The organism is Citrobacter sp. Cpo071, from assembly GCF_030332765.1.
GTDB classification, from domain to species: Bacteria; Pseudomonadota; Gammaproteobacteria; order Enterobacterales; family Enterobacteriaceae; genus Citrobacter; species Citrobacter portucalensis.
Genome location: NZ_JAOWHE010000087.1, coordinates 55,738 through 81,113, shown reverse-complemented (window position 1 = coordinate 81,113; position 25,376 = coordinate 55,738). Strand labels below are relative to the sequence as shown.

Here is a 25,376-nt window from a genome sequence, read left to right as displayed (position 1 = left end):
CCGGGTACGGCGTAAACGCCTTACCCGGCCTACATTACCGGAAACGCTATGTCACACACACTTGCACTCCATCCCGTGAAAAAACGGGATGCGATATTTCTTTGGGTTTTGCTCGGCTGGCTGGCGTTTGCCCTGCTGCCGAGCTGGAGCCTGGACTACGGTCTGCTGGAGTCAACGCGGGAGGAAATACTCACCGCCTACGGCTGGTCGCAGTTCAATATCAGTTGGCTGTGGTATCTGCTGCCAAGCCTGCTGCTGGTGCGCCCATTCCATGAAGCCAGGCGCGAACAGCGCAGCCGCCATTATCTTGACGCGGGTTGGGCATTTTTCTGTATGGCCTTTATTGTCGCCAGCGCCACCCTTGAGGGTCGCGGCTTAGGCTATGCCACCATCGTGCTGTTTGTCGCGCTTGGCGCAATCATGACCCTGGCACTCACCCGCCTCGAATGGCTGGGCGGTGACCGTTTCGTCATCGGCTCACTTACCGCGATTGTCGCTCTGATCGGTATTTTTATCGTCTGGCCAAGCATCGCCATTTTCATTCCGATGTTCACCAACGACGCCGGGGAATTTGCCCCGCTGGCGTTTATGAATGTGCTGTCGCAGGCGCATATCATTCAGGTGATCCTCAACTCGATTATGCTGTCGATTGCCGTCGGCGTCGGCTGTACCTTCTTTGGTCTGGTACTGGCTATCTACACCACCCGTATCGCCAGACGCAGCGCCATAATCGGACGTATCTTCTCGATTTTGCCGATCGTCACTCCGCCGTTTGTCGTCGGTTTAGGCGTCACGCTGATGATGGGACGCTCCGGTTATATCACCGAGTTTATGGTCGAATGGTTTGGTTTAACCAACACCAACTGGCTGTATGGCTTTACCGGCATCTGGCTGGCGCAGGTTCTGGCCTTTACGCCGATGGCGTTTATGATCCTCGACGGAGCAATCAAAACCATTCATCCGTCGCTGGAAGAAGCGTCATACACCCTGCGTGCCAGCCGCTGGCAGACCTTTAACGGCGTGTTTGTCCCGCTGCTGAAACCCGCACTGGCTAACGCCTTTTTGATTGTGGTCGTGCAGTCGCTGGCTGACTTTAGTAACCCGCTGGTGCTCGGCGGTAACTTCGACGTGCTGGCAACGCAAATCTACTTCTACATCACCGGTTCGCAGCTTGACTACCAGGCCGCCAGTACGCTGGGTGCCTTCCTGCTGCTGTTTTCGCTGCTGGTGTTCTGCGTGCAGTATATGTGGATTGGTAAACGCTCATACGTCACCGTTTCCGGCAAATCCTACCGGGGCGACGTACAGCCGCTGCCAGTAACGCTGGTATGGAGCGTGGTCGCGCTGCTGGCAGTGTGGATTGCCTTTAACGCCCTGCTCTACGGCAGCATTTTCTACGGTAGCTTCACCGTCAACTGGGGCGTGGACTACACCCTGACGCTGGCGAACTTTACCAAACTGTTCGGTCAGGGGATGAGCGACGGCGCGTGGCCTTCACTGCTCGACACCCTGCTCTACGCCGGGATTGCCGCGCCGATCACCGCGATCTTCGGCCTGCTGATCGCATGGATCGTGGTGCGCCAGCAGTTTAAAGGTAAAAAGACCATCGAGTTCACCACCATGCTGTGCTTTGCCGTTCCGGGCACCGTCGCGGGCGTGTCGTACATTCTGGCCTTTAACAGCGCCCCGGTGTACCTCACTGGTACGGCGGCGATTGTCATTATCTCAATGGTGATGCGTAACGTCCCGGTCGGTATCCGGGCGGGTATTGCGGGCTTAGGCCAAATCGATAAATCGCTCGATGAAGCCTCGCTCAGCCTGCGCGCCGGTTCTCTGCGTACCATTACGCACATCCTGCTGCCGCTGCTGCGCCCGGCGATCCTCTCGGCGCTGATTTACAGCTTTGTGCGCGCCATTACCACCGTCAGCGCCATTGTGTTCCTCGTCACGCCGGATACCCGCGTAGCGACGGCTTACATCCTCAACCGCGTGGAAGATGGCGAATACGGTGTAGCGATTGCCTACGGTTCCATTCTGATCGTGGTGATGCTGGCGATTATTTTCATCTTTGACTGGCTAATCGGTGAATCACGTACCTCCCGTTCAAAAGCCAAAAACCAGGCGTAATGGAGCGCACTATGACTCAGAAAAATTTCGTTGAACTGCGCAACGTCACTAAACGATTTGGCAGTAATACGGTAATCGACAATATCAACCTCACCATCCCGCAGGGGCAAATGGTGACGCTGCTCGGCCCGTCCGGCTGCGGCAAAACCACTATTTTGCGCCTGGTTGCCGGGCTGGAAAAACCGAGCGAAGGGCAAATTTTCATTGATGGCGAAGACGTCACCCATCGCTCTATTCAGCAGCGCGATATCTGCATGGTGTTTCAGTCCTATGCCCTGTTCCCGCATATGTCGCTGGGAGAGAATGTCGGTTATGGCCTGAAAATGCTCGGTGTACCGCGCGCAGAGCTGAAAGCCCGCGTCAAAGAGGCGCTGGCGATGGTGGATCTGGAAGGATTCGAAGACCGCTTTGTCGATCAGATCTCCGGCGGTCAGCAGCAGCGCGTGGCGCTGGCCCGCGCGCTAATCCTCAAGCCGAAAGTGCTGCTGTTTGATGAGCCGTTGAGTAACCTCGACGCCAACCTGCGTCGCAGCATGCGCGACAAGATCCGCGAGCTGCAAAAGCAGTTTGATATCACCTCGCTGTACGTCACCCACGATCAGAGCGAAGCCTTTGCGGTTTCTGATACCGTGCTGGTGATGAACAAGGGACACATCATGCAGATCGGCTCACCGCAGGATCTTTACCGCCAGCCCGCCTCCCGCTTTATGGCGAGCTTTATGGGCGATGCCAACCTGTTCCCGGCAACCTTCAGCGACGGATACGTTGATATCTACGGCTATCATCTGCCGCGCCCGCTGCACTTTGGTACACAGGGCGAAGGGATGGTCGGTGTGCGCCCGGAAGCGATCACGCTCAGCGATCGCGGCGAGGAGAGCCAGCGCTGCGTGATCCGCCATGTCGCCTATATGGGGCCGCAGTATGAAGTGACGGTGGAATGGCACGGGCAGGAGATTTTATTGCAGGTCAACGCTACGCGCCTGCAACCGGACGTCGGCGAACAGTATTATCTCGAAATCCATCCGTACGGCATGTTTGTTCTGGCGGATGCGGCATAACGTTTTGTGGCTTTGTAGGCCGGATAAGGCGCTTTTGCCGCCATCCGGCAATGCCTGATGCGCTGCGCTTATCAGGCCTACAATGAACGATGTAGGCCGGATAAGGCGCTTGCGCCGCCATCCGGCAATGCCTGATGCGCTGCGCTTATCAGGCCTACAGTGAACAATGTAGGCCGGATAAGGCGCTTGCGCCGCCATCCGGCAACGCCTGATGCGCTGCGCTTATCAGGCCTACAATGAACGATGTAGACCCGATAAACTCTCAGCTTCGCGCTTTTAGCGCGGCAATATCCGCAGGCGTGGTGCGACAGCACCCGCCAATTAACCGTGCGCCAGCGGCCTGCCACTGCGGCAGATAATCCGCCAGCTGCGCGCAATGCTCACCGTGATGATGCCAGGTTTTGCTCACGGCATCGTACTGCTCGCCCGAGTTCGGATACACCACCAGCGGCAGCGCCGTTAAACCGTGTAAATGCTGCAACGCAGCGGTGGTGTTTTCCAGCGCAATGCAGTTAATGCCTAGCGCCACCACCTGCGGATAACCCGCCAGCAACGCAACCACGTCACGCAGCGGCGTACCGTCGCTCAGGTGCTCGCTGTCGCGCAGGGTAAATGAGAACCACGCCCGCGCACGCGGATATGCGGTCAACAGCTCAGCCAACGCCTCAATCTCGGCGAAATTCGGCAGGGTTTCGCAGGCCAGCAGATCGGCCCCGGCATCCAACAAGGCTTCCACGCGCGGGCGATGAAACGCCTGAAATGCCTCAACGCTACAATGATAATCGCCACGGTATTCAGAGCCATCCGCCAGATACGCGCCGTAAGGCCCGACGGATCCCGCCACCAGAAGCGTTCCCGCCTGCGGGTTCTCTGCCAGATACGCTTCACGGGCTTTACGCGCCAGCTCCACGCTTTTGCCAATCAGCGCTTTCGACTGCGATTCATCCAGACCTCGCGCGGCGAAGCCCGCCGGCGTCGCCTGATAGCTGGCAGTGATCGCGCATTGCGCCCCCGCCCGGTAGTAATCAAGATGCACTTCGCGGATAAGCTCCGGGTTTTCTACCAGCACTTTGGCTGACCACAGGCTGTCGGCTAAGTTACACCCTCGCGCTTCCAGCTCCGTCGCCATCGCGCCATCCAGCAGCAGGATATCCTGTTTATCAAGGAGAGCGCGTAACGGATTATTCTGCGACATGTTCTGGCTCCTGTTTTGCGTTTCGGGGTTGAGTAAGGAAATAAGCACCATAGCACAACGCAACAAACGGTAACCCGCACCACAACGCAATTCTCTGCGCTGGATCGAATGCCAGCCCCACACAGGCCACCAGGCACAGCACAAAACCTAATACCGGCACCAGCGGATACCACGGCGCGCGATAATGTAATTCACTCAATGCCTTACCTTGTTGCAGATGACGGCGGCGAAAAACAAAATGCGAGGCGCAGATACTCAGCCACACCGCCACCACCGCAAACCCGGAGATTGCCGACAGCGCAACAAATACCGTGTCCGGGGCCACCACGCTGGAAAACAGCGCCAGCACACCACCGAGCATACTGACCGACAGCGCCGTCAGTGGCACGCCGTTTTTCGTTACTCGCGCAAAACAGGCCGGTAGCGTACGTTCATTCGACAACGACCACAGCATGCGCCCGGAGGCATATAACCCGGAGTTCGCTGCAGAAAGAATAGCCGTCAGGATCACGAAGTTAAAAATATCAGCGGCGTACGGGATCCCTACTTTCTCAAACACCAGCACAAACGGGCTTTTCTCCACGCCCGCCTGCTGCATCGGGATCAGCGCTGCCAGCACAAACACGGTGCCGATAAAGAAAATAATCAGTCGCGCGATGGTAGTACGAATCGCTACCGGGATAACTTTGCGCGGGTTTTCCGTTTCACCGGCGGCAATGCCGATAAGCTCGGTACCCGAAAAAGCAAAGTTCACTGCCACCATAGTCATCAAAATCGGTAAGCCACCGTGCGGGAACCAGCCTTCCGCCGTGATATTACTCAGCCCCGGCGCGGGCGAGCCATCCTGCATCGGAATAAAGCCGAAAATCGCCGCCCCACCGAGGATGATAAAGGCGATGATAGTGACCACTTTGACCAGCGAGAACCAGAACTCCCCTTCGGCAAAAAAGCGCGTGGAGATAACATTCAGACCAAAAATAATCGCGCAGAACACCACGCACCAGACCCATACCGGCACCTGTGGAAACCAGTACTGCATACAGAATCCAGCGGCGGTAAAGCTCGAACCCAGCGCCACGGTCCAGGTCAGCCAGTAGAGCCAGGCCACGGTATACCCGGTAGCCGGACCAAGATAGCGCGCGGCATAAACGTGAAACGCCCCGGTCTCCGGCATCGCGACCGACAGCTCGCCCAGACACTGCATAACCAGCCAGACCACCAGCGCGCCAATCAGATAGGCCAGCAGCGTTCCCGCCGCTCCAGTGGTGGAGATGATGTACCCGGTATTGAAGAATAATCCTGTGCCAATCACGCCGCCCAAGGAAAGCATAATCAGGTGACGCGTTTTCATTGTGCGCTTCAGTGGCGCATTTTGTTGTGTTGTTTGCATATAACCTTCTAAACGTATGGACATCTAAACATCCAAAGAAGGTTTGTTATACCGCGTTTGTTAACAGAATGCAAAGTCAACCCTGCACCAGACGCAGATGCCCGCGCCGGGCGCTTAATAGCGGGTGGGGATTAATAATCAGATACAAAAAGGGCCGCCAGCTCATAACGCCTCCGTTGCCATGTTTTATCTAAACTTTGGCAACACAGTTGACTGACGGCGTTAACCCGGAAGTGGGAATCAAATCTCCCCACTCCCACAACCGGATGAGTGCTTAAGCACCGCTGGCTGGGATCGGCATCTGCGATTTGCGGCTCATCAGAATAAATACCGCCAGGCCTGCCAGCAAAATGCCCGGCGCAGAAGCCGCCATCACCCCTACCGTTCCGGTACCGAGCGCTAACATTTTCCCTGCCAGCAGCGGGCCGCTCATCGCCCCCAGACGCCCGACTGCGACGGCGGTTCCCACGCCTGTGGCGCGGATCTGCGTGCTGTAAAACAGCGGCGCCAGCGCATACAACACGCTTTGCCCGCCGGTGGCGAACATCCCCGCCACAAATCCCGCCATTAGCATGCCGCTCAATGACGACACCGTACCCAGCGCCAGCAGTGAAGCCAACATCCCGGTGTAGATCAGCAGCGACATCACCACCGGGCGCAGTTTATCCATTAACGCCCCGAGAATTAACGTGCCGCTGGCCGCGCCAATTTGCAGAGCAAACATTACGCCTGCCGCCTGCGATGGTCGAAAGCCCTGCTCCACCAGCAGCATCGGCAGCCAGTTGATCAGCATATACACCACCAGCAGGGTGAAGAAATAGCACAACCACAGCAGCAGCGTGGCACTCGCCGTCGCTGGCGCAAACAGGGCACGCAGCGGTGCGGCGGCCACTTGCGTTTGTTGGGTATAAACCTGTGATTCCGGCAGCCAACGCATCAACAGCGGCACCAGCAGCAGCGGGATCACCCCGCCAACCCAGAACACAGTTTGCCAGGCGGAGGCCAGGCCGCTAAACCCGAGCGCTGCCGCCAGCGCCGCGCCAATCGGCACACCGCAGTACATCAGGCTCACCGCCGTACCGCGAAAACGCGGGCCCGCCGCCTCGGAAGTCAGCGCGATCAGATTCGGCAACGCCGCGCCCAGCCCGACGCCGGTCATCAGGCGGGCAAACACCAGCGATGAGAAATCCCAGGAAATCGCCGTCGCCAGCGAGAACAGGCCGAACAGCGCCACAGAGGCAATGAGAATACGCTTGCGGCCATAGCGGTCGGCCAGCATGCCGCCCACCAGCGCGCCGGGCAGCAGCCCGAGAATGCCCACACTGAAGATCCAGCCCATCTGCATTTTATCCAGCGCAAACGCGTGGGCGATACCGACGGCAGCGATACCGGCGGCCTGTAAATCCAGCCCTTCCATCAGGGCAACTAAAAAGCAAAGCCCAACGGTCAACGTCAGGCGGTAAGATGCGGGGGTACGGGTCGTCATAAGATGTCCCTCTGAGGTCACGATGCAGGTGAATCGCGGCTGATACGTTGCCAGCCGCGTTATCATTTTTTATTTGCGGTTGCGCAGGTCCAGCGCTACGTCGACGATCATATCTTCCTGGCCGCCCACCATCCGACGTTTGCCCAGTTCCACCAGAATATCTACTGCGCTCAAGTCATAACGTGCTGCCGCCACTTCGCAATGACGCAGGAAGCTGGAGTACACCCCGGCATAGCCCAGCGCCAGCGTTTCACGATCCACCCGCACCGGACGGTCTTGTAATGGACGCACTAAATCGTCGGCGGCGTCCATCAGTGCATAGAGATCAGTGCCGTGCTGCCAACCAAGCTTATCCGCAGCGGCGATAAATACCTCCAATGGCGCGTTGCCCGCGCCTGCGCCCATCCCGGCCAGGCTGGCGTCGATACGGTCACACCCCTCTTCTACCGCGGCAATGGAGTTCGCCACCCCAAGACTCAGGTTGTGATGCGCATGCATTCCGGTTTCTGTTTCCGGCTTCAGCACCGCTTTCAGTGCGCGGAAGCGGGCGCGAATATCGCTCATGTTCATTGCGCCGCCGGAATCGACCACATAAATACAGGTCGCGCCGTAGTTTTCCATCAGCTTCGCCTGCTGCGCCAGGTTCTCCGGTGTGGTCATATGGCTCATCATCAGAAAGCCGACGGTATCCATGCCAAGCTCACGCGCATACTGAATATGCTGGGCCGACACGTCTGCTTCAGTGCAGTGGGTCGCCACGCGCACTACCCGTGCGCCGGCCTGATATGCATTTTTCAGGTCATGAATAGTGCCGATACCCGGCAGCAACAGCGTGGCAATTTTGGCATGCTTCACCACGTCCGCCGCCGCTTCAATCCACTCCAGGTCGCTGTGCGCACCAAAGCCGTAGTTAAAGCTGGAACCTTGTAAACCGTCGCCGTGGGCCACTTCAATAGAATCAACCCGTGCGTCGTCCAGCGCTTTGGCTATCTGGCGTACATTCTCCAGCGAATATTGATGACGAATGGCGTGCATACCGTCGCGCAGGGTCACGTCAGAGATATAGATTTTTTTACCGTTCATGCTGCTTCTCCTGCCTGACGAGCGAGGGACTGCGCCATCTTCTCAGCGGTCGCCAGCGCGCTGGAGGTCATAATGTCGAGGTTGCCCGCGTAGGCTGGTAAATAGTGCGCCGCGCCTTCCACTTCCAGATACACCGCGGTTTTCAGCCCAGAGAACTGGCCGATACCCGGCAGATTCACCGGTTTATCTTCCGGGATGACTTCAAACTGGACACGCTGTTTCAGGCGATAGCCCGGCACGTAGGCCTGCACCGCCGCCGCCATCTCATTAATCGACGCTTCAACTTCAACCTCAGAGGCCGCTTCGCTCAGCACATACACCGTGTCACGCATCATCAGCGGCGGCTCGGCCGGGTTAAGGACAATAATGGCTTTGCCTTTTGCCGCGCCGCCGACCACTTCAATCGCCTTCGAGGTAGTTTCGGTAAACTCGTCGATATTGGCGCGGGTACCCGGCCCCGCCGATTTACTGGCGATCGAGGCGATAATCTCGGCGTAATGGACTTTTGCCACGCGAGAAACTGCCGCCACCATTGGGATGGTTGCCTGTCCGCCGCAGGTCACCATATTGACGTTCTGCTGATCAACGTTGGCTGCCAGATTCACCACCGGCACGCAGTAAGGACCGATTGCCGCGGGCGTCAGGTCGATCAGGCGGATGCCTGGTTTAACGGCACGTAGCGCGGCGTCGTTCTTCACATGCGCGCCTGCGCTGGTGGCGTCAAACACAATGTCGATATCGGCGAATTCCGGCATGGCGATAAGCCCTGCCACCCCTTCATGGGTGGTGGCAACGCCCATGCGTCGGGCACGCGCCAGGCCATCAGATTCTGGATCGATACCGACCATCACCGCCATTTCCAGATGCACGCCGTGACGCAGAATTTTTATCATCAAATCGGTCCCGATGTTGCCGGAGCCGATAATGGCGACTTTACGCTTACTCATGACTGACTTCCTTTTGTAACCGCCGCTGAAAAGGTGGCGGCGACTGAACCAATACCGTCGATATGGGCTTCGAAACGATCGCCCGCATTCACCGCCACCATCGGGCCTAACGCTCCGGTGAGAATAATGTCTCCCGCACGCAGCGGCTCGCCGAGGCTGGCCATTTTGCGCGCCAGCCAGACGGCGGCGTTGATCGGATGTCCCAGGCATTCGCTGCCGCGTCCGCTGGAGACCTCTTCGTTGTTGCGCGTCATTTTCATCGCGCAGTTTTTCAGATCTAATCCTGCCGGACGCTGTGCCGGACCGCCGACCACATACACGCCACAGGAGGCGTTATCCGCCACGGTATCAACAAATTTGATCGACCAGTCGCGGATACGGCTGCCGACCACTTCCAGCGCGGGAAGTACCCACTCTATGGCGTTGTAAAGCTCGTCAAAAGTGGTGTCGGTATTGGGCAGATCGCGGTTCAGCACCAGCGCAATTTCGGCTTCAATACGCGGTTGCAGAACACGGGAAAACGGGATGGTTTCGTTATCGCCATAACACATATCAGCAAACAGCGTACCGAAGTCCGGTTGATCGACACCCAGCTGCTGCTGCACTTTCGGGTGCGTCAGCCCCACTTTGCGCCCGACCACGCGACGCCCGCGCGCTACGTCGTACTGTACGTTGATGCGCTGAATGGCGTAGGCCGCTTCGGCGTTATCCACACCAATCAATTCACGCAGCGGGGCGATGGCTTCCCCTTTTTCTTCAGCCTGACGTAAATCGGCGGCTAGCTGCTCAAGATTACGATTCGTCATGTCCGTTCCTTAAGGGCGTGCGAGGAAGTTCAGCACCAGTTGGTTAAAGGCATCCGCATGTTCCCACTGCGCCCAGTGCCCGCAGTCGCGGTAGATATGCAGCTCAGAACCGGCAATTCCTGAGAGCAGGCGCAGACCGGCATCCATCGGTACAAAGCGGTCATTGCGTCCCCAGACAATCAGAGTCTGAGCTTTGATTTCACCCAGACGCGGGCTGAAATCCGGGAACTGTTTCGGGTTGGCCTCCAGGCTCTGGACAAAGTTTTCCAGGTGATCGCGACGCGACAGCATGTTATTCAGGCGCGCCTCAAACAACGCCTCGGTCAGATCGCTGGTGTCGAAGACAAAGATCTCCATCATCAGCTTCAGGTTCTCGATGGTCGGCTCACGATACAGCTGATTCAGGCGCTTGATACCTTCGGTCGGCATCGGGGTAAACAGGCTCATGCCGCCCGTTCCGCCACCCATTAGCACCAGTTTGCCCACGCGCTCCGGCCAGCTCAGGGTAAACGCCACAGCACTGTGACCGCCCATCGAGTTACCCAGCAGGTGGACTGTTTGAATATCCAACTGATCGACCACGCTTTTCAGGATGCGGGCGTTGAGATCGGATCGCGAACCGCGGTTAACGATCCCATCGCTTTTGCCCCAGCCAGGACAATCCAACAGGATCACCCGGTATCCGGCCTGTACCAGCGGATCGATATTGCGGCTGAAGTTTGCCCAGCCCGTCGCGCCAGGACCGGATCCGTGCAGCAGCACGACGGTCTCTTCGCCCTGCCCACAGTCATTGAAATGCACGCGTAAGGTTTCGCCTGCTTCCTGCACCTCCAGAAAACGACTGGTAGCGGCTTCGGTTTGCGGTTGGTAAGTCATGATGTTCTCCTGCATATTCAGTTCTGTTTTAGTTCTGCGTAGTGGCGCTCAGGGAGCCGAATCCGGCGATCCACTCCGGGATCGGGCGGTAATAACGGCCTTCGCTGCGCCAGTTGCCAAAAGCAGAAATAGCGGCGAAGGCGGCAACCCAGGTTTTCACTTCGTGCGTTGATTTGCCCGCCATCGCGGACAGCTCTTCGTTACTGACCGCGTCCAGCTCCTGCAAACGCCCCTGCTCAAGCAGGGACATAAAACGGTTATCCCAGACAGGGTTAAGCGGGTGTAGCGTGTTTTGATCGACCACAAACTTCTCGGCGGCGCTGATCACCCGCTGCTGGCGCAGCTCGCGCTCGTTTTCAGGTAACTGTTTGCCGCTGCCGAGCAGGCGGTCACGCATATGGGCATCAGCCTTCGCCAGCTCCGGTACCGGCGGCTGATGCGACAGACCACCGGAGCCTAAAAACAGCACGCGCTTATTCAGCGAGCTGGCGAAACGGCCAATCGCTTCACCGAGCATGCGGGTACGCTGAAAGCCCGGTAGCGGCGTGGCGACGCCGTTAATAAACACTGGCAGCACCGGCACCTTATCCAGGCCGCCGAGCAAAAACTCCAGCGGCTGCGCGAAGCCATGATCGACCTGCATGTTGTAGGACACGGCGAGATCGATACCGCTTTTCATTACCGCGTGGGCGCAGGCTTCAGCCAGATCTGTCGGCACCGGTAATTCCCCCGCCGCACTACCAAAATCGCCGATCGCTGTAGCTCCAACGCCTAAACAGAACGGCGGCATCACGTCGTAGAAAAATCCGTTGTAGTGATCGGGGGCAAACAGCACGACCAGTTCAGGTTCGAACGCCGCAATACGTGCCCGAGCGCTGGCGATCACGCCGTTAACCTCGTCGAGCACAGCCTGTGCCGGGTCGACATAGCCCACCAGCGGCGAGTGGGAAAGACAGTGAAGATAAGCGTGCATATCAGGCAACCTTTTCAACAGGAATGTCGGCAGTAGCGCGAGTGAGCGTCATCACCGACGCCAGTTTATTCAGGGTGCTGCCCAGGGTTTGCGGAATGGCGATGGCGGCCACGAAGCGGTCCGGGCGCATTACCACCAGCGCGGCGTTGTGCTGGGCAAACCACGCGCGCAGGCGGTTTTGCGTATCGCCAATGCGGGTAACGCCGTCGTGGTTATCCTGATCGGTATGTATCTGCGTATCCGGCACGACCTGGATAAAACGCGTCCCCAGCGCCTGCCACTGTTGGATCTGCGCCTCGCTCATGCCCCATAGTGGGTTACAGCCCCAGCCAATCACCGCGAAATTCGGTCCGATGACGTTGTCGAGCAACGTCACTTCGCCCGATTCCAGCGTCACCTTCGGCTGGATAAACATCTTGCCGACCGGTGAAGTTTTCGCGTCGCCTTCACGCACCAGCGCCCCGGCGTGGTACTGCGGCATCGGCTTAAACCGCATTTCAAGGAAGTAACGTTTGACCGGCGGAATATAGTTCAACAGCCAGGAAACCCCGTCGCGTACCGCGCCGTGCCAGCGTTTGGGCGGCGCTAGTACGTTGCCAGCGGTCACGGAGAGGTCGATCATCGCTTTGGCGTGGTCGCGGCGTTCCTGCTGGTAGGTATCCAACAGCGCATCGCCGGCTTTACCGTTAATCACCAGCGCCAGTTTCCATGCCAGATTGAAAGCATCGCGCATGCCGCTGTTGTATCCCTGACCCTGCCAGACCGGCATAATGTGCGCCGCATCGCCCGCCAGCAGCACGCGGTCAATACGAAAACGTTCGGCCAGACGAGCATTATGGGTATACACGCGCTGGCGGATTAGCTCGACGTTGTCCGGGTTCGGCAGCACTTTGCTCAGCAACTGGCGCATATTCTGCGGCTCGCTAAGCTGCGCTTCGGTTTCCCCCGGCATAACCATAAACTCAAAACGGCGCACCGCGTGCGGCAGCGCGGCGGAGACATACGGGCGCACCGGATCGCAGCACAAATACACATGCGGCGTGCTGAGCGGATCGTTGGCAATATCCACCACAATCCACTGATTCGGTGCGGTTTTACCTTCAAACGGCACGTTCAGCGAGCGTCTGACGTTGCTGCCGCCGCCGTCGCAGGCCACCAGCCACTGAGCCTTCACCGTTTCACGTTGACCGTCTGGCGCTTTCAGATTTAGCGTCACTTCGCCGTTTTGCTGGCTGAAGGCCTCCAGTTCGCGGGAGAACAGGCAGCGCACGTTGGGAAAACGCGACAACCCTTCCAACATCACCGCGTCCACCTGCGGCTGAATAAACGCATTACGACGCGACCAGCCAAATTCGTCGGTCATCGGCTGGATATCAGCAAAACAGCGGCCTTTCGGGGTGAGAAAGCGCATCGCGTGCCACGGCGTGGTGTGCGGCAAAACGTTCTCGACCAGCCCCACAGACTGCATAGTGCGCAGCGCTTCATCATCAATGCCGATGGCGCGAGGATAGTCGATCAGCGTGTCGAGCTTCTCCACTACCAACACCTCAATGCCCATCTGGCCAAGATAGTTGGCCATCATCAGCCCTACCGGACCAGCACCGGCAATCGCCACCTGCGCGGTATGCTGCACAGCGGGTTGGATATCCGGGTTTTTTGTTGTCATTTCAGAACCTCACGACTCGGACAAAACGCAATTGCGGACCCTGGTGAGGCGCAATCTGTTTTGTTAAAAATATGTGAATAATTTTTTGTTGTGCGGTCAGTATAGAAGCGAGTTTTTGCGCTACAATCAAAACATGCCAGGATGTGCACTAAGTGCACAACATTGTTTTACCTGTAGATTTGTCAATGAATATGAAAAATGACGAGAGCACTGAGTACAAAACCGTACGCGGATTAACGCGCGGATTAATGTTATTAAATATGTTAAACCGGCTCGATGGTGGGGCCAGTGTTGGCTTACTTGCTGAGTTAAGCGGCCTGCATCGCACCACGGTCAGACGGCTACTGGAAACCCTGCAGGATGAGGGTTACGTCCGGCGCAGCCTGTCCGATGACAGCTTTCGCTTAACCATTAAAGTCCGCCAGCTCAGCGAGGGGTTTCGTGACGAGCAGTGGATTTCTGCACTCGCCGCCCCGCTGCTGGGAGATTTGCTGCGCGAGGTCATCTGGCCGACCGACGTTTCCACGCTGGATGTGGACGCGATGGTGGTACGTGAAACCACCCACCGTTTCAGCCGTCTGTCGTTTCACCGGGCGATGGTAGGGCGTCGTTTGCCACTGCTGAAAACCGCATCCGGCCTGACCTGGCTGGCATTTTGCCCGGAGAATGAACGGCAGGAACTGATTGAAATGCTTGCCTCCCGATCGGGAGAAGAGTTCCAGCTTGCGCGCGAGCCGCTGAAGCTCAATGCCATTTTGACCCGCGCGCGAAAAGACGGTTTTGGGCAGAACTTTCGCGGTTGGGATCAGGAAGAGAAAATCGCTTCTATCGCCGTCCCCATCCGCAGCGAACAGCGGGTGATCGGCTGCCTGAATTTGGTGTATATGGCCAGCGCCATGACCATCGAACAGGCCGCGGAAAAGCATCTTCCGGCCTTACAAAAGGTGGCGAAACAGATAGAGGACGGCGTCGAATCGCAGGAGATTTTGGTTGCCGGGAGGTGAGATGGATCACAGTTATGCGGATCATCTGATTGATAGCTGGCATAACTCACTATCCGGCCGATAAAACTCTGTGACCTCTTGCCCAAAAAATATCTTCATTACATAGTGTGCATTCGTTTTCTGCCAGGAGGCTGCATGTTAAAGGTCATTGCTGAGGATTTCATCAAACCTGAGTATATTGAAACTGTTCTCCCGTTGTATCGTGAGCTAATAGCGGCAACGAAGAAAGAACCGCACTGCATTGCTTACGACCTCTATATTGATGAAAAAGATCCGGGGCATTTTATTTTTATCGAAGAATGGCCAAACCACGCGGCTCTCGATGAACATTGTGCCAGCGAGCATTTCCAGCGACTTGTACCATTAATCGATCAATACACGCGCCAGGAAGCACGTTACATACTGATGGATGACGTGGTAAATCCGGCAGTCTCGTGATAATGAAGAAAGTAGTTGGAATACTGTTAATTATGTTTTTGGCAGAATGCTCAACACAGGAAAGACAGTCTTTTACTTCCCTGGTCGCTGAGGGCTTAAAGACTCTTCAAAAGAGGCTTTAAGCTTTGCAACAATGCATCCCACGGATTACAAAACGGAATCATCACTGTTCCAGATATTAAGCGCATTTTTACGAGGCCATTTTCATCGCGGCACCAATAACTGCCATACACATACTGCTCGCAAGTAAAACAATAAACCAATATATATAATTATTAAACTTTGTAAATAACCAGATAAATCTAAGCAATGACAATGCAGCAATAGAAATAGAAGACACAAACATTGTAAATATATAAATACCAGAAATTATCCATCCTGCTTCTTCGTAAATACTCTTCATTGTAAAAATAAGGATAGATAAGTAAAATGCTGATAAAGCAAGCCCGCTCAGAAAATCATAATAATCGATGTATGTGATGTTTTTATCTTTCTGCGGAAGAGCTATAAACTTTTCAAGTTTCTCATTGTCTACTCGTGACAAAAACCGATTAATTAGCGGAGTAAACATCACTAATATCATCACCAAATGAATGAATAGTAAAGAAAGTTTAATTCTGTCATCAACCGATTCATTCTGTGGCCAGATAGATATTATTTCATAATCCATTTTTGCAAGGAGAAAAAAGCAAATGGCCGATGGTATATATTCAGAAGATATAGCTTTCCATATTTTTTTAAAAATCACTTATATTACCCCATTAGTTATACCGGTGAATCACTATTAGTTAACCGCGCTACTAATCTGCAAATAGTTGGCGATCATATTTATTTAATACGGATAATATATACCTATTCAGAAACGGATTGCTACCTACTAATTTTATCACTACATACCTGAATCACGTAAATTACACATATCAAAAAAAAACCGAAACCCGCTCCTGAAAAGAGCAGCGTTCCGGTTTTTATTCAGTCCGAAGGGTTTCAGACTTTAAGCAGTTTCACCGTCGCGTCGATGTCGATTTCATCTTCCGAGAAGATCAGCGTCGTGCCCTGGAAGGTAGTGATGGCCAGCTTTTTCAGCGTGCGCATTTCACCAGGCTTGACGTCTGATTTCGGTCGGATGCTGTTCATCAGCACGCCGACAGACAGCACAGCATTTTCTTTGTCGATACGGGTCTCTACAGGGACTTCTTCGCTGTAGACCAGGAATGACTTGATCGAGGTGAGCTTCAGACGCTCGCCTGCGATATAGATGTACTTGCTGTCTGGTATGACTTTTACCGCGTAGGCAGACAAGCCTTTGTTGTTGGTGGTGGGCTCAAAAGTCACCGCCGCGTCTTTCTTGATCAGCTCAGGATTAGCAACCTTAATCACATGAAAATAGCGGTTGTCGCCGTTTTCATCTTTGATAAATCCAAAGCCTTTATCTTTAAACCACGTTGTGATTGTTCCGTTCATTGCTGTTTCCGCCTGATTAAACCTATTACTTGTAGAGTATACCTACTCAATTTGCGCGCAGTGTAAAACACAGGCCATGTCTTTGGCTACTCGTTACCCCAACGATTGAGAAACTCCGCAATATCATCGATACGCTGAGCGTCGACACCTGCCACGGTAGCCATCTCCTGCTGCGCTTCTTCGCTGATCTCTTCGTTGTTCATCAAACGAGTGATCAACTGCTGGAAGTAGTGCGCCAGCGCGTCACGTTCTGTGTCGCTCACCGGCTTTGCGGCCTCGGTCGCGTACTCGTCGGCGATATCATAATATTTTAGCGGAATGTCGTTGTTCATCAGTTGCTCCGGGGTAAATGCATATGCCAGCAGTTGCCTGCCGCGTCTGGTGTGAATGATAGCATTCTTATTTCATGGTTCGCGATCTGTTTTATTGGTCACTATGCATTACATATATCAATAATGTTTTCCGGCACAACTTCGCATTTAATAAACCTTTCCGTATTTAAATAACAGCATTCTTATTCAGTTCGATATAATAGCTACTTATTAAATAACGAGCCACCAAGGAAATATTAAATTACTTTAATTCTAATTACATTATCGACATCTGTAATCCGCAGTTGGCCCAATCCCATCGCTAGTTGCCCATTTGCCCACATTCATCTTCTGGACAACACTCTACGATGACACCACTGACCCAACACGTGGAGCAAACACCATGAACATCACGCAAATCCGTAACGCTACGCAGCACATCACTTTTGGTGGCAAAACCTTTCTGATCGACCCTATGCTGGCGGCAAAAGGTACTTATCCGGGCTTTGCCGGTACGGCACGCGCCGAGATCCGCAACCCGACCGTTGATCTGCCTGTCGATATCGACACCCTGCTCAACGTTGATGCGCTGATCGTGACCCATCTGCATGAAGACCACTGGGATGAATCCGCGGCTCGTGTCGTACCGAAAGACAAACCGATTTATGTGCAAAACGATCGCGATGCGCAGGTACTGCGGGAACAAGGTTTCACGCAACTGACCGTACTGACGCAAAACACTGCGCTTGGTGATATCACCCTGCGTAAAACCGGCGGCCAGCACGGTTCGGATCGCGCTTACGCCATCCCGCAAATGGCTGAGCGTCTGGGTGATGCCTGCGGAGTTATCTTCCAGCATCCGGCGGAAAAAACGCTGTATCTGGTCGGGGACACCATCTGGCGCGACGAGGTGGAAACCAACATGCGAACTTTCCAGCCAGGCGTGGTCATTCTGAACGCAGGCTTTGCTCACGTTATCGGGTTTGGCCCAATTATCATGGGCGCGGAAGATGTGCTAAAAACCCACTTCACGCTGCCCGAAGCACAAATTGTGGCGACCCACATGGAGGCGATTAACCACTGTCTGCTGACCCGCGCAGCCTTGAAAGAGTACGCCTGCGACAACCAGATTGCGCAATTCGTTAACGTGCCGGAAGATGGTGAAACCCTGACGTTTTAAACTCCACAGAGGACTCGTATGCAACCGCTTAACGTCGCCATTGTTGCCGTGGAAGATTTCAGCCCGTTTCACTTCTCGGTGCCGTGCATTATTTTCAGTGACAAAGTGGCGACGAAAAAGCGTTTTGAGGTGCAACTGTGTGCAGAACAGCCGGGCATCGTTTCCTCGCAGGATGGCTTCTCCATTAACGCAGCCTACGGCTATGAAGCGGTGGAGGCCGCCGACATTGTGGTGATCCCCTGGTGGGGTACCACGGCACATCGGCCACCACAAAGCCTGCTTGATGCGCTCAATCGTGCGCGACAAAACGGCGCGCAGATTGTTGGGTTATGCCTGGGTGCGTTTGTCCTCGGCTACGCCGGTCTGCTGGATGGCAAACGGGCGGCTACGCACTGGGAGTTCGAGCAGGATTTTCAGGCCCGCTTTCCGGCAGCTCATCTGGATATCAACGCGCTGTACGTAGATGACGACGGTATTATTACCTCGGCAGGCACCGCCGCTGCGCTGGATTGCTGCCTGTACGTCATCCGCCAGCGTTTTGGCAGCACGGTGGCGAATCAGATTGCCAGACGGATGATTGTGCCGCCACATCGCGAGGGCGGCCAGGCACAGTTTATCGAGCAACCGGTGGCGAAAAATACCAAAGATCAGCGCATCAACGTCTTGCTCGACTATTTGCGCCAGCATCTCCATGAATCACATAATCTTGACGAGCTGGCGCACCGGGTGATGATGAGCCGTCGCACCCTCACCCGTCATTTTATGAAGGCCACAGGGTCAAGCGTGGCCGAATGGTTGATTGCCGAGCGCCTGCGCCGTAGCCAGACGTTGCTGGAGTCCAGCCAGTTACCCGTTGAACGCATCGCAGAACAGGTTGGTTTTCAGTCGCCCGTCACCTGGCGCCAGCATTTTAAATCCCACTTTGGCGTTAGCCCGGCTGAATGGCGTAAAACCTTTCGCGGTGATTAGCCTCTTTTTTGCGCCAGCCAGATGGTATGCCCGGTGCAGTGCGGATCTTCCATCACCATCTCGACCACCGCAAAACCGTGTGCTGACAGCAGTGCGCGGTATTCATCCGGCGCGAGGCTGGCGTGAAACAGCGGCTCACCTTCAAATTGCCCCATCGCGATGCCGTTGTCCGTACCGCTGGTAAACATCAGCGCGCTACCGGGATGGCTGAGGCGGTCAAAAATCGGGAACATCTTTTGCTGGTCCTGCTGAGTTAAATGGAAAAAGCTGTCCCAGGCGATCAGTCCATCGAAAGTCTCATTGAGTGCCAACTCGCGCATATCCTGTTCCAGCCAGCGCTGTGCAGGATAAGTGTTTCGGGCCCGCGCCAGCATCGCCGAGGAACCATCAACGCCGGTAAGCTGAAAACCTTGCTGGATAAAATAACCGGCGATCGGCTGACCGTTGCCGCAGCCAATATCCACAATGCTGCCCTGCCCGCCCATCACGGAAATAAATTTATCGAGCCAGCTTTTCTCGAACAAGGTGCGCGAGCGCTGGCTGGCAAAAGCATCCGCATGGCGTCGGTAGATGGACAGAATATTTTTTGCCGCAGAATCGCTCACAATGTCCTCGCTTTTTTCTTCTGTTAGGTATAACGGCGATAAATCCTTCAGCACGCTATCCTCAAACCCTGGAATGCGCCTCGCAGAACCCATGCGCAAATACCCCAAAACCGTCCTGCTGTGGCATCATAGCGCACAGATAACGTCATGACAGGGGTGATAAACGTGAAACCGGTAACGCTATACGATGTGGCAGACCATGCAGGTGTCTCTTACCAGACCGTCTCTCGCGTCGTGAACCAGGCCAGCCACGTTTCCGCAAAAACCCGACAGAAAGTTGAGGCCGCGATGACGGAACTCAATTACATTCCTAACCGCGTTGCACAGCAGCTGGCTGGCAAACAGACGCCACTGATTGGCGTTGTGACGGCAAACCTTGCCCTGCATGCCCCCTCACAAATCGTTGCTGCCATAAAATCCCGCGCCGACCAGTCAGGTGCCAGCGTGGTGATCGCCATGGTCGAGCGCAGCGGCGTTGAGTCCTGTAAAGCCGCGGTCCACAATCTGCTTTCTCAACGCGTAACCGGGCTTATCATAAACTATCCGCTGGATGAAGAAGATGCCATTGCCGTGGCAGCTGCCTGCGGTACAGTGCCGGTGCTGTTTCTCGATGTCTCTGACTTGACGCCAATTAACAGCGTGATTTTCTCTCATGACGACGGCGCGCGCCTTGGCGTTGAACATCTGGTGCAGCACGGACATCAACGGATCGCCCTGCTGAGCGGGCCGCACACTTCCGTTTCGGCAAGGCTTCGGCATGCGGGCTGGCACAAGTATCTGGCACATTACCAGCTACAACCCGTTGTGGAGCTGGAAGGCGACTGGAGCGCGATGTCTGGTTTTCAGCAAACGATGCACATGCTGAATAACGGCAACCTCCCTACCGCCATGCTGGTCGCTAACGATCAAATGGCGCTGGGCGCGATGCGGGCAATCAGCGAGTTCGGTCTGCGGGTTGCAGTGGATATATCGGTAATTGGCTACGATGACACCGAAGACAGCGCCTGTTACATCCCACCGCTGACCACCATCAGGCAGGATTTTCCGTTGCTGGGTGAAACCAGCGTCGACAGGCTATTGCAACTCCCCCGTGGCGGCTCCAGCGTGGGTAACCAACTGCTTCCCGTCACCCTGGTCAAGCGCAAAACGGTTCTGCCTCCCGATACGCAAACCACCACTCCCCAGGCGCTGGCTGATTCACTGATCCAGCTGGCACGGCAAGTTTCTCAGCTCACACCCAAATTGTGAACGCATAACAATTGTGTGAGTCAGTTCACTTATTGAACGCCCCATCCTTTACAGCAAGGAGCGCTTGTTCGTATTTTGATTGAAATTGTGAGCGAGTAACAAATTCAAACAGGATACCGTTATGAACCTGAACACAGATTCACTCTCCGCTGTTCTGGCCCGCCGCGACTGGGAGAATCCCGGCGTCACGCAGCTCAACCGGCTGGAAGCACATCCGCCGTTCTGTAGCTGGCGCTCAGTGGATGATGCACGTACCAATCAGCGTTCGAGTCAGTTACGCTCGCTGAATGGCCAGTGGCAATTTGCCTGGTTTGCCGCGCCGGAGGCTGTCCCAGAAAGCTGGCTGACAAGCGATCTGCCACAGGCAGACATCATCAACGTCCCCTCTAACTGGCAGATGGCCGGTTATGATGCGCCAATTTATACCAACGTCACCTACCCAATCCCGGTGAATCCCCCGTACGTTCCGGCACAGAACCCGACAGGATGTTACTCGCTCACATTTAATATTGAAGACGCGTGGTTAGAGGAAGGCCAGACGCGCATTATTTTTGACGGCGTGAACTCCGCGTTTCATCTGTGGTGCAACGGTCGCTGGGTCGGCTACGGTCAGGATAGCCGTCTGCCGTCTGAGTTTGATCTTAGCGATTATCTGCTGCGCGGCGAAAACCGTCTGGCTGTGATGGTGCTGCGCTGGAGCGACGGCAGCTATCTGGAAGACCAGGACATGTGGCGCATGAGCGGTATTTTTCGCGATGTCTCCCTGCTGCATAAGCCCACTACGCAAATCCGCGACCTGCGCATTAATACCCGTTTTAATGACGACTTCAGCCGCGCCACGCTGGAAGCGGAAGTCAGAGTGGGTGGCAACGAGAGCGAAGATTTACGCGTCACCCTGCAATTGTGGGAAAGTGAAACGCTCACCCACGAAACGACCTCACCGCTCGGCAGCGAGATCATTGATGAACGCGGCGCTTATCATGACCGGGTGACTCTGCGTCTGAACGTCGAAAAACCGGCGCTGTGGAGTGCCGAAACGCCCAATCTGTACCGCGCCGTTGTGCAGTTACATACCGCAGGCGGAGTACTGATTGAAGCGGAAGCCTGTGACGTTGGTTTTCGTCAGGTTTGTATCGAAAACGGCCTGTTGCTGTTAAACGGCAAGCCGCTGTTGATTCGCGGTACCAACCGCCATGAGCACCATCCGGTCAACGGCCAGGTGATGGATGAGGCGACGATGGTGCAGGACATCATCCTGATGAAGCAGAATAACTTCAACGCCGTGCGCTGTTCCCATTACCCGAACCATCCGTTGTGGTACACCCTGTGCGATCGTTACGGCCTGTATGTGGTCGACGAAGCCAACATTGAAACCCACGGCATGGTGCCGATGAATCGCCTCACCGACGATCCCGCATGGTTGCCTGCCATGAGCCAGCGCGTCACACGCATGGTGCAGCGCGATCGCAACCACCCGAGCATTATTATCTGGTCACTGGGCAATGAATCCGGCCATGGCGTCAATCACGACGCGCTCTACCGCTGGATAAAATCAGAAGACCCGTCACGTCCGGTGCAGTACGAGGGCGGTGGAGCTGATACTGCCGCCACCGACATTATTTGCCCGATGTACGCCCGCGTCGATCAGGATCAGCCCTTCCCCGCAGTACCCAAATGGTCGATTAAAAAGTGGCTGTCGATGCCCGGCGAACAGCGTCCGCTGATCCTTTGTGAATACGCCCACGCTATGGGCAACAGCTTTGGCGGCTTCGCCAAATACTGGCAAGCGTTCCGTCAGTATCCGCGCCTGCAGGGCGGATTTGTCTGGGACTGGGTGGATCAGTCGCTGACCAAATATGATGAGAACGGCAAAGCATGGTCAGCCTACGGTGGCGATTTTGGCGACACGCCTAACGATCGTCAGTTTTGCATGAACGGGCTGGTGTTCGCCGATCGCACTCCGCATCCGGCGTTATATGAGGCCAAACATGAACAGCAGTTTTTCCAGTTCACGTTACTGCCGGGCGCTGAACGCCAGATTGAAGTGACCAGCGAATATCTGTTCCGCCGCAGCGATAACGAAGTTCTGCACTGGTCGATTGCCCTTGACGGCAACCCGCTGGCCGCCGGAGAAATCATTCTGGATATCGCCCCACAGGGTCGCCAGGTGATTACCCTGCCGAACGTTCCGATGCCGGACACCGCAGGCGAACTGTGGTTGACGGTGCGCGTAGAGCAGCCTCAGGCAACCGCATGGTCAGAAGCCGGGCATATCAGCGCCTGGCAACAGTGGAAGCTGGAAGAGAAGCTCAGCCTGGTACGTCCATCACACGCCAGCAGCGCACCACAGCTGGATGTTAGTGAGAGCAATTTTACCGTGCTGGCCAACAACACACGCTGGCAATTCGATCGTCAGTCCGGCCTGCTAACACAATACTCGATTAGCGATGAAGCCCAGTTGGTAAGCCCGCTTATTGACCAGTTCACCCGCGCGCCGCTGGACAACGACATCGGCGTGAGCGAGTCAACCCGCATCGACCCTAACGCCTGGGTTGAACGCTGGAAGGCCGCCGGTCACTATCAGGCTGAAGCAACGTTACTGCACTGTGCTGCCGATACGCTGAGCAATGCGGTACTGATCACCACCGAACATGCGTGGCAGTATCAGGGCGAAACGCTGTTCGTCAGCCGAAAAAGCTACCGTATTGACGGCAATGGTGAAATGCAGGTAACGGTGGATGTCGACGTTGCCAGCAGTACGCCACATCCGGCCCGCATCGGCCTGAGATGCCAGCTGGCGCAGGTTGCGGAGCGAGTGAACTGGTTAGGTCTCGGCCCGCATGAGAACTACCCGGACCGTCTGGGTGCCGCCTGTTTCGATCGCTGGGATCTGTCGCTTGATGAGATGTACACCCCGTATGTTTTCCCGAGCGAAAACGGTCTGCGCTGCGGTACGCGCGAACTGTACTACGGTGCGCACCAGTGGCGCGGAGACTTCCTGTTCAACATCAGCCGCTTTAGCCAGCAGCAACTGATGGAAACCAGCCACCGCCATCTGCTGCAACCTGAGGCGGGCACCTGGCTCAATATTGATGGCTTCCATATGGGCGTCGGCGGCGATGATTCGTGGAGTCCTTCCGTGTCGCCGGAATTCCAGCTGAGCGCCGGACACTACCACTTCCAGTTCGTCTGGGGCCAAAAATAATAATATAAGCAGGGCAGGTTGATACCTGCCCGCATTTATAGGAAGTCTGTTATGTATTATTTAAAAAACACTAACTTTTGGATGTTCGGCTTTTTCTTCTTCTTTTACTTTTTTATTATGGGTGCGTATTTCCCCTTCTTCCCTATCTGGTTACACGATGTAAACCATATCAGCAAAGGCGATACCGGCATCATCTTCGCCTGTATCTCACTGTTTTCTTTGTTATTCCAGCCAATTTTCGGGCTACTGTCCGATAAGCTTGGCCTGCGTAAACATCTGCTGTGGGTAATTACCGGCATGCTGGTAATGTTTGCCCCGTTCTTTATTTACGTATTTGGCCCATTATTGCAGGTTAATATTTTACTGGGTTCAATTGTCGGCGGGATTTACCTTGGCTTTATTTACAATGCCGGTGCCCCAGCGATTGAAGCCTATATTGAAAAAGCCAGCCGCAGAAGCAACTTTGAATTTGGTCGCGCGCGCATGTTTGGCTGCGTGGGCTGGGCGCTGTGCGCCTCGATTGCCGGAATTATGTTCACCATCAATAACCAATTCGTCTTCTGGTTAGGTTCTGGCTGTGCGGTCATTCTGGCATTGCTGCTATTATTTTCAAAAACAGATGCCCCCTCTTCTGCAAAAGTCGCGGATGCGGTAGGCGCCAATAACTCGGCATTCAGCCTGAAGCTGGCGCTGGAGTTATTTAAACAGCCGAAACTTTGGTTCCTCTCCCTGTATGTGGTCGGCGTTTCCTGTACTTACGATGTGTTTGACCAGCAGTTCGCCAACTTCTTTACCTCATTCTTTGCCACCGGTGAACAGGGTACCCGCGTGTTTGGCTACGTCACGACGATGGGAGAATTACTCAACGCCTCGATCATGTTCTTTGCACCGCTGATAGTGAACCGAATTGGCGGAAAGAACGCCCTGCTGCTGGCCGGCACGATTATGTCGGTAAGGATTATTGGCTCGTCATTCGCCACCACTGCACTGGAGGTCGTTATTCTCAAAACGCTGCATATGTTTGAGATACCGTTCCTGATCGTCGGCTGCTTCAAGTACATCACCAGCCAGTTCGAAGTACGTTTCTCGGCCACGATTTATCTGGTGTGTTTCTGTTTCTTCAAACAGTTAGCCATGATTTTCATGTCAGTTCTGGCCGGGAAAATGTATGAGAGTATTGGTTTCCAGGGAGCTTATCTGGTGCTGGGGATTATTGCGCTGAGCTTCACGCTGATTTCCGTATTTACCCTTAGCGGTCCGGGACCGTTTTCCCTGCGGCGTCGTCGCGAAAGCGTCGCGCAGTAAAAGCCTCTTTGCCGGATGCACCACTCACGTGGTTAATCCG

General features: G+C 55.2%; 22 protein-coding genes. 9 read left to right on the top strand and 13 right to left on the bottom strand.

What is annotated here, in order from left to right; translation table 11 throughout:
* The first annotated feature begins 48 nt into the window (after positions 1 to 48).
* Positions 49 to 2,127, top strand: coding sequence for an ABC transporter permease (locus OGY09_RS23285; RefSeq protein ID WP_032942495.1), 2,079 nt, complete (start codon positions 49 to 51; stop codon positions 2,125 to 2,127).
* 11 nt (positions 2,128 to 2,138) lie between these two features.
* Positions 2,139 to 3,185, top strand: coding sequence for a ferric ABC transporter ATP-binding protein (gene fbpC / locus OGY09_RS23280; protein ID WP_000192349.1), 1,047 nt, complete (start codon positions 2,139 to 2,141; stop codon positions 3,183 to 3,185).
* 262 nt (positions 3,186 to 3,447) lie between these two features.
* Here the strand turns inward: fbpC and mmuM are convergent, their stop codons facing one another.
* The 9 genes from mmuM to OGY09_RS23235 form a co-directional block, all read right to left on the bottom strand.
* Positions 3,448 to 4,380, bottom strand: a complete 933-nt coding sequence (gene mmuM, locus OGY09_RS23275; RefSeq protein WP_191215115.1) for a homocysteine S-methyltransferase — start codon at positions 4,378 to 4,380, stop codon at positions 3,448 to 3,450.
* Complete coding sequence (gene mmuP / locus OGY09_RS23270; protein WP_001373486.1) at positions 4,367 to 5,770, bottom strand: S-methylmethionine permease; 1,404 nt, start codon at positions 5,768 to 5,770, stop codon at positions 4,367 to 4,369. Before mmuP ends, mmuM begins: the two co-directional genes overlap by 14 nt.
* Before the next feature lie 274 nt (positions 5,771 to 6,044).
* Entirely contained in the window at positions 6,045 to 7,256 is a 1,212-nt protein-coding gene (mhpT, locus tag OGY09_RS23265) for a 3-(3-hydroxy-phenyl)propionate transporter MhpT (RefSeq protein ID WP_286591029.1), read from the bottom strand.
* 69 nt (positions 7,257 to 7,325) lie between these two features.
* A complete protein-coding gene (gene mhpE, locus OGY09_RS23260; protein WP_060682685.1) occupies positions 7,326 to 8,339 on the bottom strand; it encodes a 4-hydroxy-2-oxovalerate aldolase in 1,014 nt (337 codons plus the stop codon).
* Positions 8,336 to 9,286, bottom strand: coding sequence for an acetaldehyde dehydrogenase (gene mhpF, locus OGY09_RS23255; protein WP_267458645.1), 951 nt, complete (start codon positions 9,284 to 9,286; stop codon positions 8,336 to 8,338). Before mhpF ends, mhpE begins: the two co-directional genes overlap by 4 nt.
* Complete coding sequence (gene mhpD / locus OGY09_RS23250; RefSeq protein WP_000184938.1) at positions 9,283 to 10,092, bottom strand: 2-keto-4-pentenoate hydratase; 810 nt, start codon at positions 10,090 to 10,092, stop codon at positions 9,283 to 9,285. Before mhpD ends, mhpF begins: the two co-directional genes overlap by 4 nt.
* 9 nt (positions 10,093 to 10,101) lie before the next feature.
* Positions 10,102 to 10,968 carry a 2-hydroxy-6-oxonona-2,4-dienedioate hydrolase gene (mhpC, locus tag OGY09_RS23245; RefSeq protein WP_016149676.1) on the bottom strand — a complete coding sequence of 289 codons (867 nt, stop codon included), beginning with the start codon at positions 10,966 to 10,968 and terminating at the stop codon, positions 10,102 to 10,104.
* Between the two features lie 28 nt (positions 10,969 to 10,996).
* Positions 10,997 to 11,941 (bottom strand): 2,3-dihydroxyphenylpropionate/2,3-dihydroxicinnamic acid 1,2-dioxygenase, encoded by a 945-nt coding sequence (mhpB, locus tag OGY09_RS23240; RefSeq protein ID WP_032942486.1) that lies wholly within the window; start codon positions 11,939 to 11,941, stop codon positions 10,997 to 10,999.
* Between the two features lies 1 nt (position 11,942).
* Positions 11,943 to 13,607 carry a bifunctional 3-(3-hydroxy-phenyl)propionate/3-hydroxycinnamic acid hydroxylase gene (locus OGY09_RS23235; protein ID WP_060682689.1) on the bottom strand — a complete coding sequence of 555 codons (1,665 nt, stop codon included), beginning with the start codon at positions 13,605 to 13,607 and terminating at the stop codon, positions 11,943 to 11,945.
* A 191-nt stretch (positions 13,608 to 13,798) separates the two neighbouring features.
* On the opposite strand from OGY09_RS23235, the gene OGY09_RS23230 reads away from it, so the two are divergent.
* Both OGY09_RS23230 and OGY09_RS23225 read left to right on the top strand, forming a co-directional pair.
* On the top strand, positions 13,799 to 14,611 hold the full coding sequence (locus OGY09_RS23230; protein ID WP_048226474.1) for a DNA-binding transcriptional regulator: 813 nt from the start codon (positions 13,799 to 13,801) through the stop codon (positions 14,609 to 14,611).
* A 135-nt stretch (positions 14,612 to 14,746) separates the two neighbouring features.
* A complete protein-coding gene (locus tag OGY09_RS23225) occupies positions 14,747 to 15,049 on the top strand; it encodes a putative quinol monooxygenase (protein ID WP_008783873.1) in 303 nt (100 codons plus the stop codon).
* Positions 15,050 to 15,239: 190 nt separating this feature from the next.
* On the opposite strand, the gene OGY09_RS23220 is transcribed toward OGY09_RS23225, so the two are convergent.
* From OGY09_RS23220 to OGY09_RS23210, 3 genes are all read right to left on the bottom strand, one after another.
* Complete coding sequence (locus OGY09_RS23220; protein WP_223849069.1) at positions 15,240 to 15,797, bottom strand: hypothetical protein; 558 nt, start codon at positions 15,795 to 15,797, stop codon at positions 15,240 to 15,242.
* A 239-nt stretch (positions 15,798 to 16,036) separates the two neighbouring features.
* Complete coding sequence (locus OGY09_RS23215; protein ID WP_003830914.1) at positions 16,037 to 16,513, bottom strand: cold-shock protein; 477 nt, start codon at positions 16,511 to 16,513, stop codon at positions 16,037 to 16,039.
* 86 nt (positions 16,514 to 16,599) lie between these two features.
* A complete protein-coding gene (locus tag OGY09_RS23210) occupies positions 16,600 to 16,845 on the bottom strand; it encodes a YmjA family protein (RefSeq protein WP_003021350.1) in 246 nt (81 codons plus the stop codon).
* 382 nt (positions 16,846 to 17,227) lie between these two features.
* On the opposite strand from OGY09_RS23210, the gene OGY09_RS23205 reads away from it, so the two are divergent.
* Both OGY09_RS23205 and OGY09_RS23200 read left to right on the top strand, forming a co-directional pair.
* Positions 17,228 to 18,004: an MBL fold metallo-hydrolase gene (locus OGY09_RS23205; protein ID WP_032942484.1), complete on the top strand. Its 777-nt coding sequence runs from the start codon at positions 17,228 to 17,230 to the stop codon at positions 18,002 to 18,004.
* Positions 18,005 to 18,022: 18 nt separating this feature from the next.
* On the top strand, positions 18,023 to 18,973 hold the full coding sequence (locus OGY09_RS23200) for a GlxA family transcriptional regulator (protein WP_032942483.1): 951 nt from the start codon (positions 18,023 to 18,025) through the stop codon (positions 18,971 to 18,973).
* Here the strand turns inward: OGY09_RS23200 and OGY09_RS23195 are convergent.
* Positions 18,970 to 19,578: a class I SAM-dependent DNA methyltransferase gene (locus OGY09_RS23195; RefSeq protein ID WP_369702198.1), complete on the bottom strand. Its 609-nt coding sequence runs from the start codon at positions 19,576 to 19,578 to the stop codon at positions 18,970 to 18,972. The genes OGY09_RS23200 and OGY09_RS23195 overlap by 4 nt on opposite strands.
* A gap of 165 nt (positions 19,579 to 19,743) precedes the next feature.
* Between OGY09_RS23195 and OGY09_RS23190 the strand changes: the two genes are divergently transcribed.
* The 3 genes from OGY09_RS23190 to OGY09_RS23180 all read left to right on the top strand — a co-directional run bounded on the left by OGY09_RS23190 (position 19,744) and on the right by OGY09_RS23180 (position 25,336).
* Positions 19,744 to 20,826 carry a LacI family DNA-binding transcriptional regulator gene (locus OGY09_RS23190; RefSeq protein WP_071444598.1) on the top strand — a complete coding sequence of 361 codons (1,083 nt, stop codon included), beginning with the start codon at positions 19,744 to 19,746 and terminating at the stop codon, positions 20,824 to 20,826.
* Between the two features lie 121 nt (positions 20,827 to 20,947).
* Positions 20,948 to 24,031, top strand: a complete 3,084-nt coding sequence (locus tag OGY09_RS23185; protein ID WP_186413678.1) for a beta-galactosidase — start codon at positions 20,948 to 20,950, stop codon at positions 24,029 to 24,031.
* A 51-nt stretch (positions 24,032 to 24,082) separates the two neighbouring features.
* Entirely contained in the window at positions 24,083 to 25,336 is a 1,254-nt protein-coding gene (locus tag OGY09_RS23180; protein ID WP_032942480.1) for an MFS transporter, read from the top strand.
* Positions 25,337 to 25,376: the final 40 nt, after the last annotated feature.

Excerpts from the sequence above, each read along its gene's own strand:
- mmuM (WP_191215115.1), bottom strand. The coding sequence starts at position 4,380 with ATGTCGCAGAATAATCCGTTACGCGCTCTCCTTGATAAACAGGATATC.
- OGY09_RS23235 (WP_060682689.1), bottom strand. The coding sequence starts at position 13,607 with ATGACAACAAAAAACCCGGATATCCAACCCGCTGTGCAGCATACCGCG.
- OGY09_RS23200 (WP_032942483.1), top strand. The coding sequence starts at position 18,023 with ATGCAACCGCTTAACGTCGCCATTGTTGCCGTGGAAGATTTCAGCCCG.
- mmuP (WP_001373486.1), bottom strand. The coding sequence starts at position 5,770 with ATGCAAACAACACAACAAAATGCGCCACTGAAGCGCACAATGAAAACG.
- OGY09_RS23210 (WP_003021350.1), bottom strand. The coding sequence starts at position 16,845 with ATGAACAACGACATTCCGCTAAAATATTATGATATCGCCGACGAGTAC.
- OGY09_RS23185 (WP_186413678.1), top strand. The coding sequence starts at position 20,948 with ATGAACCTGAACACAGATTCACTCTCCGCTGTTCTGGCCCGCCGCGAC.
- mhpB (WP_032942486.1), bottom strand. The coding sequence starts at position 11,941 with ATGCACGCTTATCTTCACTGTCTTTCCCACTCGCCGCTGGTGGGCTAT.
- OGY09_RS23225 (WP_008783873.1), top strand. The coding sequence starts at position 14,747 with ATGTTAAAGGTCATTGCTGAGGATTTCATCAAACCTGAGTATATTGAA.
- mhpT (WP_286591029.1), bottom strand. The coding sequence starts at position 7,256 with ATGACGACCCGTACCCCCGCATCTTACCGCCTGACGTTGACCGTTGGG.
- mhpC (WP_016149676.1), bottom strand. The coding sequence starts at position 10,968 with ATGACTTACCAACCGCAAACCGAAGCCGCTACCAGTCGTTTTCTGGAG.
- OGY09_RS23205 (WP_032942484.1), top strand. The coding sequence starts at position 17,228 with ATGAACATCACGCAAATCCGTAACGCTACGCAGCACATCACTTTTGGT.
- OGY09_RS23180 (WP_032942480.1), top strand. The coding sequence starts at position 24,083 with ATGTATTATTTAAAAAACACTAACTTTTGGATGTTCGGCTTTTTCTTC.
- mhpD (WP_000184938.1), bottom strand. The coding sequence starts at position 10,092 with ATGACGAATCGTAATCTTGAGCAGCTAGCCGCCGATTTACGTCAGGCT.
- mhpE (WP_060682685.1), bottom strand. The coding sequence starts at position 8,339 with ATGAACGGTAAAAAAATCTATATCTCTGACGTGACCCTGCGCGACGGT.
- mhpF (WP_267458645.1), bottom strand. The coding sequence starts at position 9,286 with ATGAGTAAGCGTAAAGTCGCCATTATCGGCTCCGGCAACATCGGGACC.
- OGY09_RS23215 (WP_003830914.1), bottom strand. The coding sequence starts at position 16,513 with ATGAACGGAACAATCACAACGTGGTTTAAAGATAAAGGCTTTGGATTT.
- fbpC (WP_000192349.1), top strand. The coding sequence starts at position 2,139 with ATGACTCAGAAAAATTTCGTTGAACTGCGCAACGTCACTAAACGATTT.
- OGY09_RS23285 (WP_032942495.1), top strand. The coding sequence starts at position 49 with ATGTCACACACACTTGCACTCCATCCCGTGAAAAAACGGGATGCGATA.
- OGY09_RS23230 (WP_048226474.1), top strand. The coding sequence starts at position 13,799 with ATGAAAAATGACGAGAGCACTGAGTACAAAACCGTACGCGGATTAACG.